This window comes from uncultured Actinomyces sp., from assembly GCA_900541895.1.
In the GTDB taxonomy this organism is placed as follows: Bacteria; Actinomycetota; Actinomycetes; order Actinomycetales; family Actinomycetaceae; genus Pauljensenia.
The window spans coordinates 1-16,865 of record UWSI01000009.1 but is presented as its reverse complement, the minus strand read 5'-3'; the positions used below and the strand labels follow the sequence as shown (position 1 = coordinate 16,865).

Genomic DNA, 16,865 nt, shown 5'->3' with positions numbered 1-16,865 from the left:
CTCACCATCACCTATTGGCCGGAATGATGTCGTAGCCTACTGCGTTCTACGAGATGAGAAGGACCGCTCCACTCAGTAAAGGAGACACCGTGGAGAACTTTGACCTCATCGTTGTTGGAGGCGGGAAGGCCGGAAAGTCACTGGCGATGAATCGCGCCAAAAAAGGCTGGAAGGTCGCCCTGATCGAACGACAGTTTATCGGTGGCACCTGCATTAACGTGGCATGTATCCCCACTAAATCATTGGTCGCCGCAGCGCGCCGCATGGAAGACACTCGCAGTGACGCCACATTTGGCATCGAGGGTACCGCTGGCGCTTACATCAACGTAGAAAAACTGCGCGCACACAAGGAAGGTATCGTCTCGGCAATGGTTGCCGCGCACGAGAAATTCTTTGCTGCGCCAGGAATCGATTTCATGCGTGGAAGCGCTCGTCTTTTGGATGCAAACAGCGTTGAAGTCAAGCTTGAAGATGGGACACTGCGCCAACTCCACTCCGAGCGCGTCCTGCTCAATCTGGGAACCAGCCCCGCGCATCCTCCAATTCCTGGACTCTGGGAAGCTGGAGCATGGGACAGTGAAGATATCCTGCGAGTGGAAGAGATTCCCTCATCCCTTGTCATCATTGGCGGCGGATACATCGGTATCGAATTTGCATCCATGATGACAAGCTTCGGATCCAAGGTGACGGTTGTCGCTTCCGGCCCCCACATCCTTGACCGTGAAGATCCCGATATCGCAGCAATCTACGAAAAGAGCCTACAGGATCGGGGCGTCACAATCCTCACCGGCGTTCTCGCACAGTCCGGCTCAAAGCAAGGCAATACGATCACCGTCAAGCTATCCGATGGTAGTAGCGTGAGCGCCGAAAAGGTGTTGGTTGCCGCAGGGCGTATCCCCAATACAAAGGGAATTGGTCTTGAAGAAGCTGGAGTGACGCTCGATCAACGAGGCTTTATTAGCGTTGACGACCATCTGCGCACCAATCTCGATGGCGTCTGGGCTGCGGGCGACTGCGCAGGTACGCCCATGTTCACCCACGCCTCGTGGAACGACTACCGGATCATCCGTGAACAGATGGACGGAGTCTCCTTGGAAGACCCACGGACTTCAAAGGCCGGACGTCTTATCCCTTGGGCGCTCTTTGCCGAACCGGAGCTTGGACGTATCGGCATGAACGAAACCGAAGCTCGGGAACAGGGACTGGATGTCCTTGTCGCCTCGATCGATACTGCGGCAATTCCACGAGCAAAGACCATGCGCGATACGGCCGGTAAGTGGAAGGCGATCGTTGATGCAAAGACCCACACAATTTTGGGTGCAACGCTTGTCGGCCCTCAGTCCGGTGAAGTCATCACCGCCGTTCACGTAGCAATGAGCGCGGGGATGACCTATGAGCAGCTCCGAATGCTTCCCATCGCCCACCCAACAATGGGAGAAGGACTCAATATCCTCTTTGATTCGCTTGCCTAAGCTGGACGCGAACTCAGCGGAGCATCTGCAATCCCTTTAAGGTGCGAAACGGGTTGGCCCCGCAGTTTCAACCGAAACTGCGGGGCCAACTGCGTCTATCAGACTGAACTCACATACGTTCGGGAGCCTCAACACCGAGAAGATCCAGACCGCTACGCAGGACCTGCGTCACAGCATCATTGAGCCACAGACGTGCAACATGGCCTTCATCAACCGGATCGTCTCCACGAGGAGTCACGCGGCACTGGCCATACCAGGTGTGGTAAGCGGCGGCGAGCTGCTCCAGGTAGCGAGCAACACGGTGAGGCTCACGTAGATCCGCAGCTTGTGCGACCTGCGCAGGGAACTGTGCAAGGACACCCAGTAGATCACTATCGGCCTGAGTATCCAGTGCTGCGGGGTTAAAACCAGCATCGCGCGTGACACCGTGCTCAGCTGCATTTCGCGCAACGTTGCGAGTACGGGCATGCGCGTACTGAACGTAGTAGACAGGGTTTTCATTCGTGCGCGATCCCAGCAGATCCAAATCAATATCCAAATTGGAATCCATGGAAACTCGAACCAGCGCATAACGGGCAGCGTCCACGCCAACGGCATCGACTAGGTCGTCAAGGGTAACGATGGTTCCAGCACGCTTGGACATACGGACCGGGACGCCGTCCTTAACCAGGTTCACCATCTGGCCGATGAGAATCTGCATGTTGACACCGGGCTTGTCGCCAAATGCTTCGCACATCGCCATCATTCGACCAATGTAGCCGTGGTGATCTGCGCCCAGTAAGTAGATGGCAGCGTCGGCACCGCGACGGCGCTTATCAAGGTAGTAGGCGACATCACCGGCGAAGTACGCCGCTTGACCGTCAGACTTGATCAGGACACGGTCCTTGTCATCGCCGTAAGAGGTCGTTCGCAGCCAAACGGCTCCATCTCGGTCAAAGACCTGGCCACGCTGACGCAAAGTTTCAATTGCAGCGTCAACAGCTCCCGAATTGTGAAGCGAATCTTCGTGGAAGAAAACGTCGAATTCGGAGCGGAAATCACGCAGACGCTGCTTGATTTCATCGAACATCAGCTCAACACCACGTGCGCGGAATGCCTCAACAGATTCGTCTTCAGGAAGAGTGACCGGATCGGGCTCCCCTGCTGCGACAGCGTCTTCACGTACTTGCGCAGCAATATCGGCAATGTACTGGCCGCCGTAACCATCTTCGGGCGCCTCATGGCCCATCGCGCGTGCATAGAGAGAACGCGCGAAACGATCGATCTGAGAACCATGATCATTGAAGTAGTACTCGCGAGTCACCTTCGCGCCCGATGCCTTCATCAGGCGAGCGAGGGAATCTCCCACGGCCGCCCAGCGTGCACCACCCAGGTGAACCGGACCTGTGGGGTTGGCAGAGACATACTCCAGATTAATGTGCAGTCCCTTCATGGATTCGCCACGACCGAAAGCACCACCGGCCTCGACAATGGTGCGGGCAAGCTCGCCTGCAGAGGCAGCGGCAAGACGAATATTGATAAAGCCGGGACCAGCGATTTCAGCACTATCAATGCCCTCGAGTTCATTGAGGTCACTGACGAGGATCTGCGCAAAGTCGCGCGGGTTCATTCCCGCCTTCTTTGCCAATTGCATGGCAATATTGCTGGCCCAGTCGCCGTGGTCACGGTTACGAGGCCTCTCGACCTTCACCGTCTCGGGAAGGTCTGCGGGCTCGAGAGCAAAGTTGCCCTGCTTAATCTCAGCAAGCAAAAGGTCCTGGATATGAGATGCAAGTTCTTCTGGAGTCACCATTTAAGGGTAATCGTTTCGATTGCTCCCATGCCACACTGAAACTCTGTGACACCTCACAAAATCTGGAGTAAAGTTCGGTTATACGAAGATTCTGATATGTGAGGATAGAAAATGAGTGTTCACCGTCTCAAGCAGCATCGACTATTTGCTTTGATGGGCCCGGCATTTATTGCAGCAATTGCCTATGTGGACCCCGGCAATGTCGCTGCGAATATCACTGCGGGTGCCCGCTATGGCTACCTCTTGGTATGGGTGCTTATTCTTTCAAATCTCTCAGCCATGCTTGTCCAATACCTTTCAGCAAAATTGGGCATTGTCACCGGAAAATCACTCCCTGCACTCCTTGGTGAACGTCTTCGTCCGCACAATCGAATTCTGTTCTGGCTACAAGCGGAAGTCGTCGCGGCGGCAACCGACCTCGCTGAAGTTATTGGTGGAGCAATCGCACTCAACCTTCTCTTCGGAATTTCCCTCTTGTGGTCCGGTGTCATTATTGGTGCCGCGTCGATCATTGTCCTGCTCCTCCAAGGAAATCGCCAGAATATTTTTGAAGCAGTAATCATCGGGATGCTTGTCGTGATTACCGCAGGATTCTTAGCAGGACTTTTCTTCGCACCACCGCAGTGGTCTGAAGTTGCAAGCGGACTGATCCCCCGATTCAATGGCACCGACTCAATTTTGGTCTCCGCCTCGATGCTCGGCGCAACTGTCATGCCGCACGCGATTTACCTGCACTCTTCCTTGGTCAACGACCACCAGACAGATCCCGAAATTGAACGTCCCCATAAGCGTGCGCTTCTTCGTGCAACTCGCCACGATATCTTGTGGGCACTGAGCATTGCCGGAATCGTCAATATTGGCCTGCTTCTTCTCGCTGCCTCGGCTTTGTCTGGAGTTGAAGGAACCGACACCATCGAAGGTGCCTACCATGCGATCGCAAACGCCCTGGGAGGCACCGTTTCCTCCATCTTCGCTCTTGGCCTGCTGGCCTCAGGCTTAGCATCGACTTCGGTGGGCGCCTACGCGGGTTCAGAAATCATGAACGGTCTTCTCCACGTGAACGTCCCACTGTTGGCACGCCGCGTGGTGACAATCATCCCGGCCCTGATCATCCTGGGAATGGGGGCAGAACCGACCTGGGCATTGGTGCTCTCGCAGGTCGCGCTTTCCTTTGGCATCCCCTTTGCCATTGTGCCGCTCATGTATTTGACGCGAAATAAGAAGCTCATGGGCGAATATGTGAATAAGCCGCTGACAATCACAGTGGCATCTGTGATTGCAGCGGCAATTACTCTTCTCAATATTCTGTTGGTCTACCTGACTATTACCGGTCAGAGCTGAGCGCTAGCGTCCAATTGGGTATTAGTACGCATCCATCACTGCGATGCGACGCTTGTGACGCTCATCCTCACTGAAAGGCGTTTCCAAGAAGGTCAAAACAAAGCGGGTGGCATCTTCCTTCGAGTGCTGACGAGCCCCGACGGCAATAACATTCGCGTTGTTGTGTTCACGAGCAAGCACGGCGATGTTTTCGTTCCATACCAGTGCCGCACGCACGCCCTTAACCAAGTTGGCAGCCATCTGTTCGCCATTTCCCGAACCGCCAATGACTACACCCAAAGAGCCGGGATCTGAGACAACACCTTCAGCGGCTTCGATACACATCTGCGGGTAGTCATCGTTGGGATCATAGGTTGTTGCACCGTGATCGATAACCTCATATCCCGCATCGCGAAGGACCTTCACCAGGTGTTCTTTAAGTTCGAATCCGGCATGATCGGTTGCAATATGGACGCGCATGTAAACTTCCATTCACGTTGAAGAGAGGGAACCCCTTCATAATACGGCCTAATCCGGGTCTGCACTAGCGTTTGAGCTCGGGCTAAAGACTGATAAACTGGGGCGGTTGCCCCGATAGCTCAGTGGATAGAGCGTTCGCCTCCGGAGCGAAAGGTCGCAGGTTCGAATCCTGTTCGGGGCACTTTTCGCGCCACAATAATGGAACGCACCAATAGCACCGCAAACCACGCACCAAAAAGCAAGGCGTCAACGCGAGGCGACAGAAGCCTCGCACACCATGCCCCAAAAGGAACTGCGCACACAGCCGTGCAGCCAACGAGCAATGCGGGACCAACACGAACAAGGCCTCGTCGATAATTCGTTACTGTTCCACTGAGCGCACCCGGAAGCATCACGACCATCGATACTCCACGAGCACCCAAGTCAGACATACCCAGAAGGGTCAGTCCAGGTATCGCAACTGCTCCCCCACCAATTCCCAACAAACCGGCAAGAAAACCACACAAACATCCCAGTAGGAACAGTGCTATTCCGACTGGGAGAGTGATATCAAGAGCCCCCTCGCGAGCGGGAACATACACAACCTGGATCACAATCAATGTCACGATGAACACGACAAACCCCCAGCGCAGAACGCCCTCAGACAGTCGCGCAAGCATCCACGTCCCCATTTGTACACCGATCAACATGCCCATGGTCATGAGAAGCGCAGGGATCCAGGCAATTCTGCCAACTGCCGCATAGGAGATCACCCCAGAAATGCAGGTTGGAACAATGGCTAGCAAACTTGAGGCCGAGGCCTCGCGCTGAGAATAGCCAACTGCCATGAGCGCGGGAATAATGACGGTTCCACCACCAATTCCAAATAAACCCGAGAGTGAGCCCGCAAATAAACCGGCAGCAACCAGTAGCACGACATCGCGCAGACGCTGGGACATTGAACCTCCTCGACAAATTCCATCATAGGCGTGCCGATCGCATAGGAAGATATCAATGCCCCGTGCAGCGCCATAGCCTAGGATGAATGAGGCGATTGCCAACCAGATTCACCGTCAAGGAGTTCTTGTGGAATACCCACTGTGGTCTCTACTTCCCTTTGTCGCAATGCTCGCATGTATCGCGGTTTTGCCACTGATTCCTGCCACCTCACACTGGTGGGAGCGTAATTCCTCTCAGCTCACCGTCGCACTGATCTTGGCAGTTCCGACGACGCTGTGGATGTTCTGGAAGGCCGGAAGCGGCCCGCTGATTGATACGGGGATTGAATACTTCCAATTCATCTGCCTACTGTTCTCGCTCTACGTGGTCTCGGGTGGTATTCACCTCGCCGGCGATATTCGAGCAACCCCACGAAACAACACAATCTTCTTGGCAATTGGCGGCGTCTTGGCATCCTTCATTGGGACAACCGGCGCAGCAATGCTGTTGATCCGTCCCCTGCTTGCCACCAACCGCGAGCGTGTTAACAAGGTCCACACCGTTCTCTTCACGATCTTCATCGTCGCTAACTGCGGTGGTTTGCTCACTCCGCTTGGCGACCCGCCGCTCTTCCTTGGGTTCCTCAATGGCGTTCCCTTCACGTGGACACTGAACCTGTGGAAGGAATGGGCATTCGTCCTTGGGATCCTTCTTTTGTCGTTTTACTCGCTTGATCGCTTGTACTACGCAAGCGAACCCAAGGTGGCCATCGAAGAGGACAACGAAGACATCGAACCGCTGCGCCTACACGGTGCAATTAATCTTCTGTTCTTCGCTGCGATCATCTGCTCCGTTGCTTTCCTTCCCTCATGGGATGCCGAGGCCATCATCGAAGGTCATGCGCACGGCTCCGAGTTAGTGCCATACCGCGAGATCGTCATGCTTATTGCCTCTGGCCTTTCACTGACTGTTGGCAATAAAAATGTCCGCTACGAGGAGAACGCTTTCCAGTGGTCCCCCATTGCCGAAGTTGCTGCACTCTTCATCGGCATTTTCGCCACGATGGCCCCCGCACTGCGCGTCCTCGAAGAAGTTGCGCCTTCTCTTCCCCTCAACCGCGGAACTTTCTTCGTCTTCACGGGTTCCTTGTCCTCGGTCTTGGACAATGCTCCGACCTACATGACCTTCTTTGGAATGGCAAAGACCTTGGGCGGGGACGGGACGCTCATTGCCGGAGTTCCCGAGGCCTATCTGATCCCGATCTCCTTGGGTGCAGTTTTCTGCGGCGCTATTACATACATTGGCAATGGTCCGAACTTCATGGTCAAGTCCGTGGCCGAGGCCGACGGCATCGAAATGCCCAGTTTCGGTCGCTACATTGTGGATTCATTCATGTTGCTTGTTCCCGAGCTTGCGGCGATGGCAATGATTTTCGTTGGCAGCGGCTGGGTCCGCATCGCAGGTATCGCAGTGGCCGTCGTGTTGGTGGGGATTTCATTCTGGCGAATCGCACGCGCCCGTACCATCGAACTGGCAACCCGCACCCAAGGCATTGATGCCTAAGCGGTTTAGGCAACACCGTCATAGATAAGCTTGTGGGAGGCACCTTAGGTGCCTCCCACAAACTTTATGCTTCTCTATCGGCGTCTATTGGGCATTTGCCGGTGCAATTGGATGCCACTGGCCTCGTTCTTCAAGAACCTTTCGAGCCCTTGTTGGATAGTCAGTGATGATTCCATCAACGCCAAGATCTAGCAGACGATGCATCTGCTCTTCCTCGTTGACGGTCCAGACGTGCACGGCACACCCTAAGGCGTGTGCCGTAGCGACAAAGCGGCGATCGACGACTCGAATGGCCCCCATTTTCTCAGGAACCTGAACCGCCCAAACACCTTCAAGAGGACCCGGGACAAGAAGACGTCTGGCCGGCTGAGCGAGCTGTGAAGCTGCAACAAGACGCGTAACCGCGCCAACGCCCACCGAGGTGACCAGACGAGGCTCCAAACGACGCAGGCGACGCAGCCGCGATTCATCAAAGGAAGCGACTAAGACACGTCCAAGCGCATCATGTTCGTGAATAACTTCAAGCAAAGGAAGCGCAACTTCCTCACTCTTTGCGTCGATATTGAAATACATGTCGGGGAACTCATCCAAGGCCTCGGCCAAGCGGATCATTCGCCCACCATCAACACCGCGTAATTCACGCAGCTCACTCCAGTTCATTTCACGGATTTTGCCGCTTGCTGGATAGGTGCGATCGACCTCGGGATCATGGTTGAGAACAACCTGACCATCGGCGCTTAAATGCGCGTCAGTTTCAACGTGGTAGACCTGAATATTACGTAGCGCCTCAAAAGCTTCTGGAGTGTTCTCAGGTCCTTCTGCTCCCCCGCCTCGATGCGCAAGAATAATCGGTCCATCGCCCACAACCCGATACATGCTTAGCACTCCTTACCGATGTGGACCGCTTTATGGTCCGCCATCCATACCTCCGGATCAACCGGTTGATCTGAAGAATTATGAATCTCAAAGTGAAGGTGCGGTCCAGTCGACCAGCCATTTGATCCAACGGCTCCAATTTGCTCTCCAGCTGAAACCTGCTGACCAACCTTGACTTTAATATCCTTCATGTACTGATGAAGGTAAGCAGAATAGAACACACTTCCATCACTGGCGGTGTGACGAATCGTCACAAGAGCTCCAGAACGAGAATTCTCTGAAACCTCTGTCACCTGTCCAGCGAATACCGCATGAATTGGAGTCCCAAGCGGGGCGGCCATATCGACGCCTTCATGCATGAGCATGGTTCCCGAGACGGGTGAAATGCGCATCGAGAACGGCGAGGTGATTTGGTAGGTGCCTTCTTGAAGAGGCCAGTAGATCGTATCCGCCTTCGTCAAAGTACGCGTACCGTCAGCCGCACCGCCCCCATCACCGACGCACTGCACCATGAGCGGCGAACGCACCCGCGATCGCGAGGCAGCATCGACCTGCGCATTGAGGCCGGAAGAAAGCGAAACGGCCGCAGAATCAGAGGCCCAGGACTGTGAACCAATTGCTGCGCCGAACTGACGCGAAGGAATAGAAATTGAAACGTCGGGACGAAGAAAACCACTGAGCGGAACCGCGATGGTCATCGCTCCTAAAGCAAGAAGAACACTGGAACGCACAAGAAGGCGACCAGCTTTACCGCGCTTTCGTCCCAAAGGTTCAGTAGGAAGAACCTGGGCAGCATCAACTTGCGCACGCTGTGCGCGCTCGTGAGCGCGCTGGCGTCGCGTGGGTAAGTTCGGTGCTGGTGTCGTCATAACTTTTTAATCATCCCAAATATTTTTCGCTCACGCAGGTACTTGTGTCCTAGCGCTCATGCTTGGCGATGAGCCCCCGGAAGCGAATCGCGTTGGAGTGCATCGCGGACCTCTCCGACAAGACGCTCAAGAATATCTTCAAGGAAGAGCACTCCTTGAACGTTTCCGTCCTTGCCAATGACCTCTGCGAGATGGGCGCCAGCGCGCTGCATATGGCGCAGAGCATCTTCGACCTCTGCTTCCATAGAGACCGCTTCCATCTTGCGAATTCTCCATGAAGTGACAGGTTCGAATCTCTCGGCGCCCTCGGCATACAAGACGTCCTTGAGGTGAATGTATCCACTGAGCGCTCCGGAGTCATCGGCAACCGGGAATCGCGAGAAACCGGTACGCGCGACTTCCTTCTCAACGTCCTCGGGAGTGCACTCAGCACTCAGAATCACCAATTCGCTCAGTGGAACCATGACATCAGAGGCGTTCTCAGTAGAAAACTCTAGGGTTCCAGAGAGCAAGCCCAGATCATCATCAATCATTCCTTCTTGCTGAGAATGCTCAACAATGGTCGCCATCTCTTCGATAGTGAAGGTCGCGGAAATCTCTGACTTTGGTTCGACTCCCGCTGCGCGTAAGAACCAGTTGGCCAGGTGATCCATAGCGTGAATGATCGGGCGAATGACATGACCGATATTGACCAAAATCGGCGCAAGCACAAGAAGAAGACGCTGTGGATTCGCAATTGAGAGGTTCTTTGGAACCATTTCACCGAAAACGACGTGGAGGAACAGCACCAAGACCAAAGAAAAGGTGAAGCCGACGACGTGTACCCACGAATGCGGCAGCCCCCATTTTTCCATCGGTCCCTCAATCATTGCAGCAAAAGTTGGTTCAGCAACCACACCCAATGAGGTTGAAGCTACGGTCACGCCCAACTGACAGATCGCCAGCATCAAGGACACGTGCTCTAAGGCAAAGAGTGCATGACGCGATCCTCGGACACCCTCTTCCACCAAAGGCTCGATCTGGGAGCGCCTAGAGGAGGTCGTCGCGAACTCTCCCGCGACGAAAAAGGCATTCATCGCAAGCAAAAGAACGGTCAGGACCAAAGCAAGGGTGCTATTCACAGGAGCACCTCGCCTTCGGCCTCGTGAACGGGCGGAACAACACTCACCTGCATGACACGCCTGCCCATCATCTGAATGACCTCGAGGCGCACGCCAGCAACTTCGCATCGATCTCCAACCTGTGGGATCGTTCCGAGCTCAGTCATAATCAGGCCTGCAAGAGTGTCATAGGGCCCATCGTCAGGAAGGAAAATTTTAATCTTCTGCGCGAGTTCATCAATACGCAGACGCCCCGGTACAAGGTAGGACCCGTCGGGACGAGGACGAATACCTAGACGACGCTGATCGTGCTCATCGGCGACATCACCAACGATCTCCTCAACCACGTCTTCAAGGGTCACAATTCCAGAGACACCACCGTATTCATCAACGACCACTGCCATCTGCAAGCCTTCTTCACGCAATTGAACCAAAAGGGTCGCCAGATCCAAGGTCTCAGGTACGCGTGGGGCATCGGCTAAAAGAGAGGATGAAAGGACCGGAACCTCATCGCGCTTTTCGTAGGGAACCGCAACGGCCCTGCGCAATGAGACAAAACCGATGATGTCGTCGCGATCCTCGCCAATCACGGGGAAACGAGAGTGTCCGGTTTCGTGCGCGGCGCGGACGACATCAGAGGCATAGGCATCATCAGGAATCGTGTGAAGAAGCCCGCGATCGGTCATGACATCCACGGCGGTGAGTTCAGTGATGCGGATGGAATTCGTAAATAGCGAGGCCGTCGAGGTATCCAATGTCCCTTCTTGGGCAGAGTGGCGAACCATCGCAGCTAATTCTGATGCAGATCTTGCAGATGAAAGCTCTTCTTGGGGCTCTACTCCCAAAAGACGCAATATCCCATTCGCGGAGGAATTCAGGACAACGATCACCGGCTTGAAAATCACGGTGAAGAGCGTATTAAAGGGGACAATACGTCCCGCGGTCTTCAGGGGATGGGCCAGTGCTAGGTTTTTCGGAACAAGCTCACCAAAAACCATGGACATCACATTGATAATGACCGCCGCGACACCCACTCCAACAGCCGAAGAAATAGCAGTTGATAGCCCCATTCCAACGCCCGCCTTCGTGAGAAGATCCGCGAGCGCAGATTGCGTGGTATACCCCAAGAGAATCGTCGTTAAGGTGATGCCAACCTGCGAACCTGAAAGTTGAGTCGAGAGGTTCTTAATGGCCTGTCCCACCTGACGTGCCCGGGCGTCACCCGCAGCTGCACGACTTTCGACGACGGCCTGATCAAGGGCGACAAGAGAAAATTCTGCGGAAACAAAGATGAAGGTACCCGCGGTGAGGATCACTCCTAAAAGGAGCATTGCGATATCAAAAAGCACGCTGGCCTCCCACCATTTGGTGGTGAAGACACATCGAACTTTGGTCAGGGCAACAACTGTCACTATCCATGGTTCTTCCAGTCTATCTGGACCCACCCATCTTCGAAGTGTGAGAAAGGCCCACGCAGGAAAGGGCATTCTGGACGTGAGGGCCTAAAATAATGTCAAGACTCACATGGCCGTGTTCAGGGAAAAGGATGGTGTAACGGTGGCGGATTCCCCACGTTCACACGAATGGGTTCAACAAATGCGTCAGCAGTGGTTGACCGATCCACACAGTGTGGATGCGTCTTGGCGCGCCTATTTTGAGGGTGATACCCTCCCGGCACAGCTCCATCGAAGCCAAGCTCCTCTCCCCACTCAGCCCACCGCGGTCGTCAGCGCTGAGGCCGCTTTGGCTGCTCACGAGGACAACCCGACAACGGAGCAGCCGGAAGTTTCGGTGACGCGCTCCGATCTTCCTCCCGCTCCTCCGGCGCAATCCGCCCAGGCCTCGTCACCCTATGCACGTATTCACCGCACGTCCCCAGTTGCCTCGTCTTTGTCAGAACAGACAGAAACCCAAGATGAACTCCATGTGTTGAAGGGCATTGCTCGCGCAACGGCTCGCAATATGGATGAGTCACTCACGATCCCAACAGCAACTTCCCAACGTCAGATTGCGGCAAAAATCCTCATTGAAAATCGATCGGTCATCAATGCGCATCTTGCACGCACGGTCGGCGGTAAGGTTTCATTTACCCACCTCATCGGCTACGCGATTGTCGAGGCGCTCTGCGAGATGCCGCAGATGAATGTCCGCTATTCACTCAACGATGGCAAGCCGGCTATCGACGAGCGCGCACACGTCGGTTTTGGACTTGCGATCGATATCCAGCACGCGGGCGAACGCCGTCTTGTTGTCCCCGTGATCCATCAGGCCGATACTCTTACCTTCACCGGTTTCGTCGAGGCCTATCAGGACATTGTTTCACGCGCGAAAGCCGGCTCACTCAGCGCTGAAGACTACCAGGGCGCGACGGTTACGCTCACGAACCCCGGAACCATTGGAACAACAACTTCCGTTCCGCGCCTGATGAATGGTCAGGGTGTCATCATCGGTGTGGGCGCGATGGATTACCCAGCGGAATTTGCGGGAGTTTCTCCGCGCAAACTTGCCCTTTTGGGCATTGGTAAGACGATGTTCGTCTCTTCTACTTATGACCATCGCGTGATCCAGGGCGCCGCTTCGGGTGATTTCCTGCGTCTCCTTGATCTCAAACTCAGCGGACGCGACGGTTTCTATGACCGCGTGTTTACAGCGCTTCATATCCCAATTCCCCCCTACGTGTGGGAAGCAGACTTCGAATACGATCTTGAGCGCGAAAAGGGCAAGCCCGCTCGTATTGCCGAGCTCATCCAGGCCTACCGTTCACGAGGCCATTTGGCAGCAGATACCGACCCCTTGGCTTATCGCGTCCGCCGCCACCCCGATTTGAACCTTTCAACCTACGGCTTGACCGTGTGGGATTTGGATCGTTCATTCCCCACGGGCGGCTTTGGCGGAAGCGAGCAGATGCTGCTTCGCGATCTGCTTGCTCGCCTGCACGATACCTATATTCGTTCTATCGGCATCGAATACATGCACATTCAGGACCCGAACCAGCGACAGTGGGTCCAAGAACGCATTGAAGGCCCCTTTGAAGCACCTTCCGCTAAGGAACAGCGTCATATTCTGTCGACGCTCATTCACGCCGAGGCTTTCGAAGAATTCCTGCAGACAAAGTACCTTGGCCAGAAGCGTTTCTCTCTGGAAGGCGGGGAGTCGCTGATCCCGCTTTTGGACGAGATCTTGAATAAGGCTGCACACCGCGGGATCCACGAGGTTGCCATTGCAATGGCTCACCGTGGCCGCCTAAATGTTCTGGCAAACCTTGCGGGAAAGAGTTACGCCCAGATTTTCTCTGAGTTCGAAGGCAATCAGGATCCGCGCACTGTCCAGGGGTCCGGCGACGTCAAGTATCACCTGGGTACCGAAGGCGTATATTCCTCTGAAGATGGCGTAGCAACGAAGATTTCTCTTGCAGCCAATCCCTCGCATCTCGAGGCCGCTGACGGTGTCCTTGAGGGCATTGTCCGCGCAAAGCAAGATGTCTTGGGTGATCCTGATTTCCCCGTGGTTCCACTGCTCATTCACGGCGATGCTGCCTTCATTGGCCAAGGTGTCGTTCAAGAGACTTTGAATATGTCTCAGCTGACCGGCTACCGCACTGGCGGAACCATTCACGTCATTGTGAACAACCAGATTGGCTTTACAACCGGTCCAGCTTCGGGTCGTTCAACGCGCTACCCAACCGATTTGGCCAAGGGCCTGCAGGTCCCGATCTTCCATGTCAATGGTGATGATCCCGAGGCCGTAGTCCGCGTGGCTGCATTGGCTTTGGATTTCCGCGAGGCTTTCCACAAGGATGTCATCATCGACATGACCTGTTACCGCCGTCGCGGTCACAATGAGGGCGACGATCCCTCAATGACGCAGCCGGTCATGTACTCGCTCATTTCAAAGCTTCCCTCCACCCGTGAGGTCTACATCCGCAACCTCGTTGGCCGTGGTCAGTTGACCGATGAAGAGGCCCGCGCTTCAATCCGCGCTTACGAGGCTGAGCTCAGCGAAATCCTTGAGCACACTCGTGAGCACGGTTGGGCGCCGCAGCAAGAGCACCACTCTGAGGACGATCAGTGGCAGGTCCCCGAGAGCCAGCTTCCCGGCGCGGGAATGATGATTGGCTGGTCTTCGGCAGTCAGCCCCGAGGCACTCGAGCGTATCGGTGATGCCTACGTGAATTTCCCGCCTGATTTCACTGTGCATCCCAAGCTTGAGAAGCTGTGCCAGAAGCGTCAGGAAATGGCGACTGGTCATGCCCCGATTGACTGGGGTTTCGCGGAACTCCTGGCCTTTGGCACTTTGTTGATGGAGGGGACGCCTATTCGTCTCTCGGGCGAGGATGCACGACGTGCAACATTCGTCCAGCGCCATGCAGTTTTGCACGATCATAAAGACGGTCGCGAGTTCACTCCCCTGCACTTCCTTACTCCCGACCAGGCAAACTTCGATGTTTTCGATTCGCCGCTGTCGGAGTATGCGGTATTGGCCTATGAGTATGGCTACTCCATTGAGCGCCCCGAAGCTTTAGTTTTGTGGGAAGCACAGTTTGGAGACTTCGCAATTGGCGCTCAAACGGTCATCGATGAGTTTGTTTCTTCCGCGGAAACAAAGTGGGGACAGCGTTCTTCCTTGGTCATGCTCTTGCCGCACGGCCAAGAGGGTCAGGGCCCAGACCATTCATCTGCACGAATCGAGCGATACCTGCAGCTTGCCGCAGAAAACAACATGTGGATCGTTCAGCCCTCTACTCCGGCGAATCACTTCCACATGCTGCGCACTCAGGCCTACAAGCGGCCTCGTAAGCCTCTCATTGCCTTCACCCCAAAGCAGCTTCTGCGTCTGCATGCTGCCTCATCGCGTCTTGAGGAATTCACTACTGGCTCCTTCACTCCCGTGTACGGTGAAGTCGATTCGCGGGTGGAAACAAACCGCGTGTCGCGGGTGATTTTGTGCTCGGGACGGGTCTACTACGACCTGATCCATGAGCGGGAAGAGCGCGGTGCATGGAATACGGCGATTATTCGCGTTGAGCAGCTCTATCCGCTTCCCGTTGAGGAGCTCCGTGAGGTTCTGTCTACATTCCCGAATGCCGAACTTCTGTGGGTCCAAGATGAGCCGAAGAACCAGGGAATTTGGCCTCACTTCGCATTGAATTTGTTCCCCGAGCTAGGAATTGCGCCAACTTTGGTCTCCCGTCCAGAGAGCGCAACCACCGCCGCTGGGCGAGCAAGCTTGCATCGCGAACAGGCCGCGGAGCTCATGCGCCGGGCCTTCGCATAGGGGTCATCATGCGAATCTGTATTATCGGCGATGAACTCATTACCCCCATGGGAGATCCCCGAGGCCTGGGTTGGGTTGGGAGGGTATTGGCACGTTCCGAGTTCCCTTCTCCGCCAACCATCATGACCTTGGCTGTTCCGGGAGAAACGACCTCGCAGCTCGCTGCGCGCTGGGAGGATGAGGTCGTGTATCGCTTTGCTCCCGACGAGCCCTGCGCGCTGATTATTGCTGTTGGATGCAGTGATATTCCGGCCGGGATTTCAACTCCCCGATCGCGACTCAATTTGGCGAATATTACTGACCGAGCATCAACTTTGGGGATCCCCTCGATGGTCGTTGGCCCGCCTCCGCTTGCCGGTGTGCAATCCTCTGCGGTGAAAGAACTTTCACTGTCGTGTCAACAGGTGTGTGAACGCAGAGATATCCCCTTTGTTGATACCTATACTCCCCTCGTCGCTCATGACCAGTGGTTTGAAGATATGGCGTCTTCATCCGTACGCAGTGCCCGTGGGGCATCGATGCCCGGACAGTCTGGTTTTGCACTGATGGCTTGGCTTGTTCTGCATCAAGGATGGTTTGAGTGGACGGGAGCGACCCCGGCGGACGTATGAGCACAGGAGGAATGTGTGTGCCCACGTCATTCACGTTTCTCCTCCAAGAGACTTTTGCCGTCGACTACTACCCGCGCAGTGGGATCATGAAGGCTATCCGTGAGGCGTGACGCGAACACGCCCCGGCCTCGCCCATCCCACACACGTCAGTGAGACCATAATCAACCAGTACCCCACCTCTCCCCCGCCCGGTCCCGTCAACCCCCCGGCCTCGTCGATGATCGAGCGCCTGCCGCGGGGGCTTTCAACGCGCGCAAACCTACTCGCATTCGTCGCGGCCGCTGTCTTTAGCATCATCGCTTACGGTTTCACGTCAATCGGCAGGTACGTGCACTTCGGCTACTGGCGGCTCGTGTGTGGGTAGCCGCTTACTGCGTCATCGGCCTGATTGCCGCGATCGCGTGCGCCTCCCTCACCCAGCCGACCCCTGGTCTGCGAGCCTCGACTAGTCGTATCCGCATCGGGCAACGCGGGGTTGCCTACAACCGTCGTCCTCGACAACGAAGCCGTGAAACGACGCGTGAAACGGGTCGTCTCACGCCTGAGTGAGAATCCCCGAGATGAAGCGCGCGCTGTGGTCGAGGGCGGCC

General features: G+C 55.4%; 12 protein-coding genes, 1 tRNA gene and 1 pseudogene. 6 read left to right on the top strand and 8 right to left on the bottom strand.

Annotated features, from left to right (window positions below; translation table 11 throughout):
• Window positions 1-53 precede the first annotated feature (53 nt).
• Window positions 54-1,472 (top strand): NAD(P)/FAD-dependent oxidoreductase, encoded by a 1,419-nt coding sequence (locus QZR18_RS03760; RefSeq protein WP_178704023.1) that lies wholly within the window; start codon window positions 54-56, stop codon window positions 1,470-1,472.
• 109 nt (window positions 1,473-1,581) lie between these two features.
• On the opposite strand, the gene argS is transcribed toward QZR18_RS03760, so the two are convergent.
• A complete protein-coding gene (gene argS, locus QZR18_RS03755) occupies window positions 1,582-3,261 on the bottom strand; it encodes an arginine--tRNA ligase (RefSeq protein WP_178704027.1) in 1,680 nt (559 codons plus the stop codon).
• A gap of 114 nt (window positions 3,262-3,375) precedes the next feature.
• Here argS and QZR18_RS03750 point away from each other — a divergent pair, with 114 nt between their 5' ends.
• The gene (locus tag QZR18_RS03750; protein WP_178704030.1) at window positions 3,376-4,605 is read left to right on the top strand and encodes an Nramp family divalent metal transporter; all 1,230 of its coding nucleotides are present in this window, start codon (window positions 3,376-3,378) and stop codon (window positions 4,603-4,605) included.
• Between the two features lie 21 nt (window positions 4,606-4,626).
• Here the strand turns inward: QZR18_RS03750 and QZR18_RS03745 are convergent, their stop codons facing one another.
• The gene (locus QZR18_RS03745; RefSeq protein ID WP_178704033.1) at window positions 4,627-5,064 is read right to left on the bottom strand and encodes a ribose-5-phosphate isomerase; all 438 of its coding nucleotides are present in this window, start codon (window positions 5,062-5,064) and stop codon (window positions 4,627-4,629) included.
• A gap of 108 nt (window positions 5,065-5,172) precedes the next feature.
• On the opposite strand from QZR18_RS03745, the gene QZR18_RS03740 reads away from it, so the two are divergent.
• Window positions 5,173-5,245, top strand: a tRNA-Arg gene (locus QZR18_RS03740).
• A gap of 13 nt (window positions 5,246-5,258) precedes the next feature.
• Here QZR18_RS03740 and QZR18_RS08285 read toward each other — a convergent pair.
• Window positions 5,259-6,002 (bottom strand): annotated as a pseudogene (locus tag QZR18_RS08285) (sulfite exporter TauE/SafE family protein); the annotation flags it as partial.
• 127 nt (window positions 6,003-6,129) lie between these two features.
• Here QZR18_RS08285 and QZR18_RS03735 point away from each other — a divergent pair.
• The gene (locus tag QZR18_RS03735) at window positions 6,130-7,545 is read left to right on the top strand and encodes a sodium:proton antiporter (protein WP_178704036.1); all 1,416 of its coding nucleotides are present in this window, start codon (window positions 6,130-6,132) and stop codon (window positions 7,543-7,545) included.
• A gap of 84 nt (window positions 7,546-7,629) precedes the next feature.
• On the opposite strand, the gene QZR18_RS03730 is transcribed toward QZR18_RS03735, so the two are convergent.
• From QZR18_RS03730 to QZR18_RS03715, 4 genes are read right to left on the bottom strand one after another with little or no spacing between them, the layout of a single operon-like run.
• A complete protein-coding gene (locus QZR18_RS03730) occupies window positions 7,630-8,421 on the bottom strand; it encodes a glycerophosphodiester phosphodiesterase family protein (RefSeq protein ID WP_009409223.1) in 792 nt (263 codons plus the stop codon).
• A gap of 2 nt (window positions 8,422-8,423) precedes the next feature.
• Entirely contained in the window at window positions 8,424-9,290 is an 867-nt protein-coding gene (locus tag QZR18_RS03725; RefSeq protein ID WP_178704039.1) for a M23 family metallopeptidase, read from the bottom strand.
• Window positions 9,291-9,346: 56 nt separating this feature from the next.
• Entirely contained in the window at window positions 9,347-10,411 is a 1,065-nt protein-coding gene (locus tag QZR18_RS03720) for a hemolysin family protein (protein WP_178704042.1), read from the bottom strand.
• A complete protein-coding gene (locus QZR18_RS03715; RefSeq protein ID WP_178704063.1) occupies window positions 10,408-11,721 on the bottom strand; it encodes a hemolysin family protein in 1,314 nt (437 codons plus the stop codon). The genes QZR18_RS03720 and QZR18_RS03715 overlap by 4 nt, the downstream gene beginning before the upstream one ends.
• Before the next feature lie 193 nt (window positions 11,722-11,914).
• On the opposite strand from QZR18_RS03715, the gene QZR18_RS03710 reads away from it, so the two are divergent.
• Both QZR18_RS03710 and QZR18_RS03705 read left to right on the top strand, forming a co-directional pair.
• Window positions 11,915-15,664, top strand: a complete 3,750-nt coding sequence (locus tag QZR18_RS03710) for a multifunctional oxoglutarate decarboxylase/oxoglutarate dehydrogenase thiamine pyrophosphate-binding subunit/dihydrolipoyllysine-residue succinyltransferase subunit (protein ID WP_178704044.1) — start codon at window positions 11,915-11,917, stop codon at window positions 15,662-15,664.
• Between the two features lie 8 nt (window positions 15,665-15,672).
• Window positions 15,673-16,275, top strand: coding sequence for a GDSL-type esterase/lipase family protein (locus QZR18_RS03705; RefSeq protein WP_178704047.1), 603 nt, complete (start codon window positions 15,673-15,675; stop codon window positions 16,273-16,275).
• A gap of 339 nt (window positions 16,276-16,614) precedes the next feature.
• Here the strand turns inward: QZR18_RS03705 and QZR18_RS03700 are convergent.
• Window positions 16,615-16,865 (bottom strand): hypothetical protein (locus tag QZR18_RS03700; protein WP_295910368.1); only part of this gene is annotated, 251 nt, incomplete at its 5' end.

What these genes read in the sequence shown, in the direction of transcription:
- QZR18_RS03760 (WP_178704023.1), top strand. Translation starts at nt 54, where the DNA reads ATGAGAAGGACCGCTCCACTCAGTAAAGGAGACACCGTGGAGAACTTT.
- QZR18_RS03750 (WP_178704030.1), top strand. Translation starts at nt 3,376, where the DNA reads ATGAGTGTTCACCGTCTCAAGCAGCATCGACTATTTGCTTTGATGGGC.
- QZR18_RS03745 (WP_178704033.1), bottom strand. Translation starts at nt 5,064, where the DNA reads ATGCGCGTCCATATTGCAACCGATCATGCCGGATTCGAACTTAAAGAA.
- QZR18_RS03730 (WP_009409223.1), bottom strand. Translation starts at nt 8,421, where the DNA reads ATGTATCGGGTTGTGGGCGATGGACCGATTATTCTTGCGCATCGAGGC.
- QZR18_RS03725 (WP_178704039.1), bottom strand. Translation starts at nt 9,290, where the DNA reads ATGACGACACCAGCACCGAACTTACCCACGCGACGCCAGCGCGCTCAC.
- QZR18_RS03715 (WP_178704063.1), bottom strand. Translation starts at nt 11,721, where the DNA reads ATGCTCCTTTTAGGAGTGATCCTCACCGCGGGTACCTTCATCTTTGTT.
- QZR18_RS03710 (WP_178704044.1), top strand. Translation starts at nt 11,915, where the DNA reads ATGGCCGTGTTCAGGGAAAAGGATGGTGTAACGGTGGCGGATTCCCCA.
- QZR18_RS03705 (WP_178704047.1), top strand. Translation starts at nt 15,673, where the DNA reads ATGCGAATCTGTATTATCGGCGATGAACTCATTACCCCCATGGGAGAT.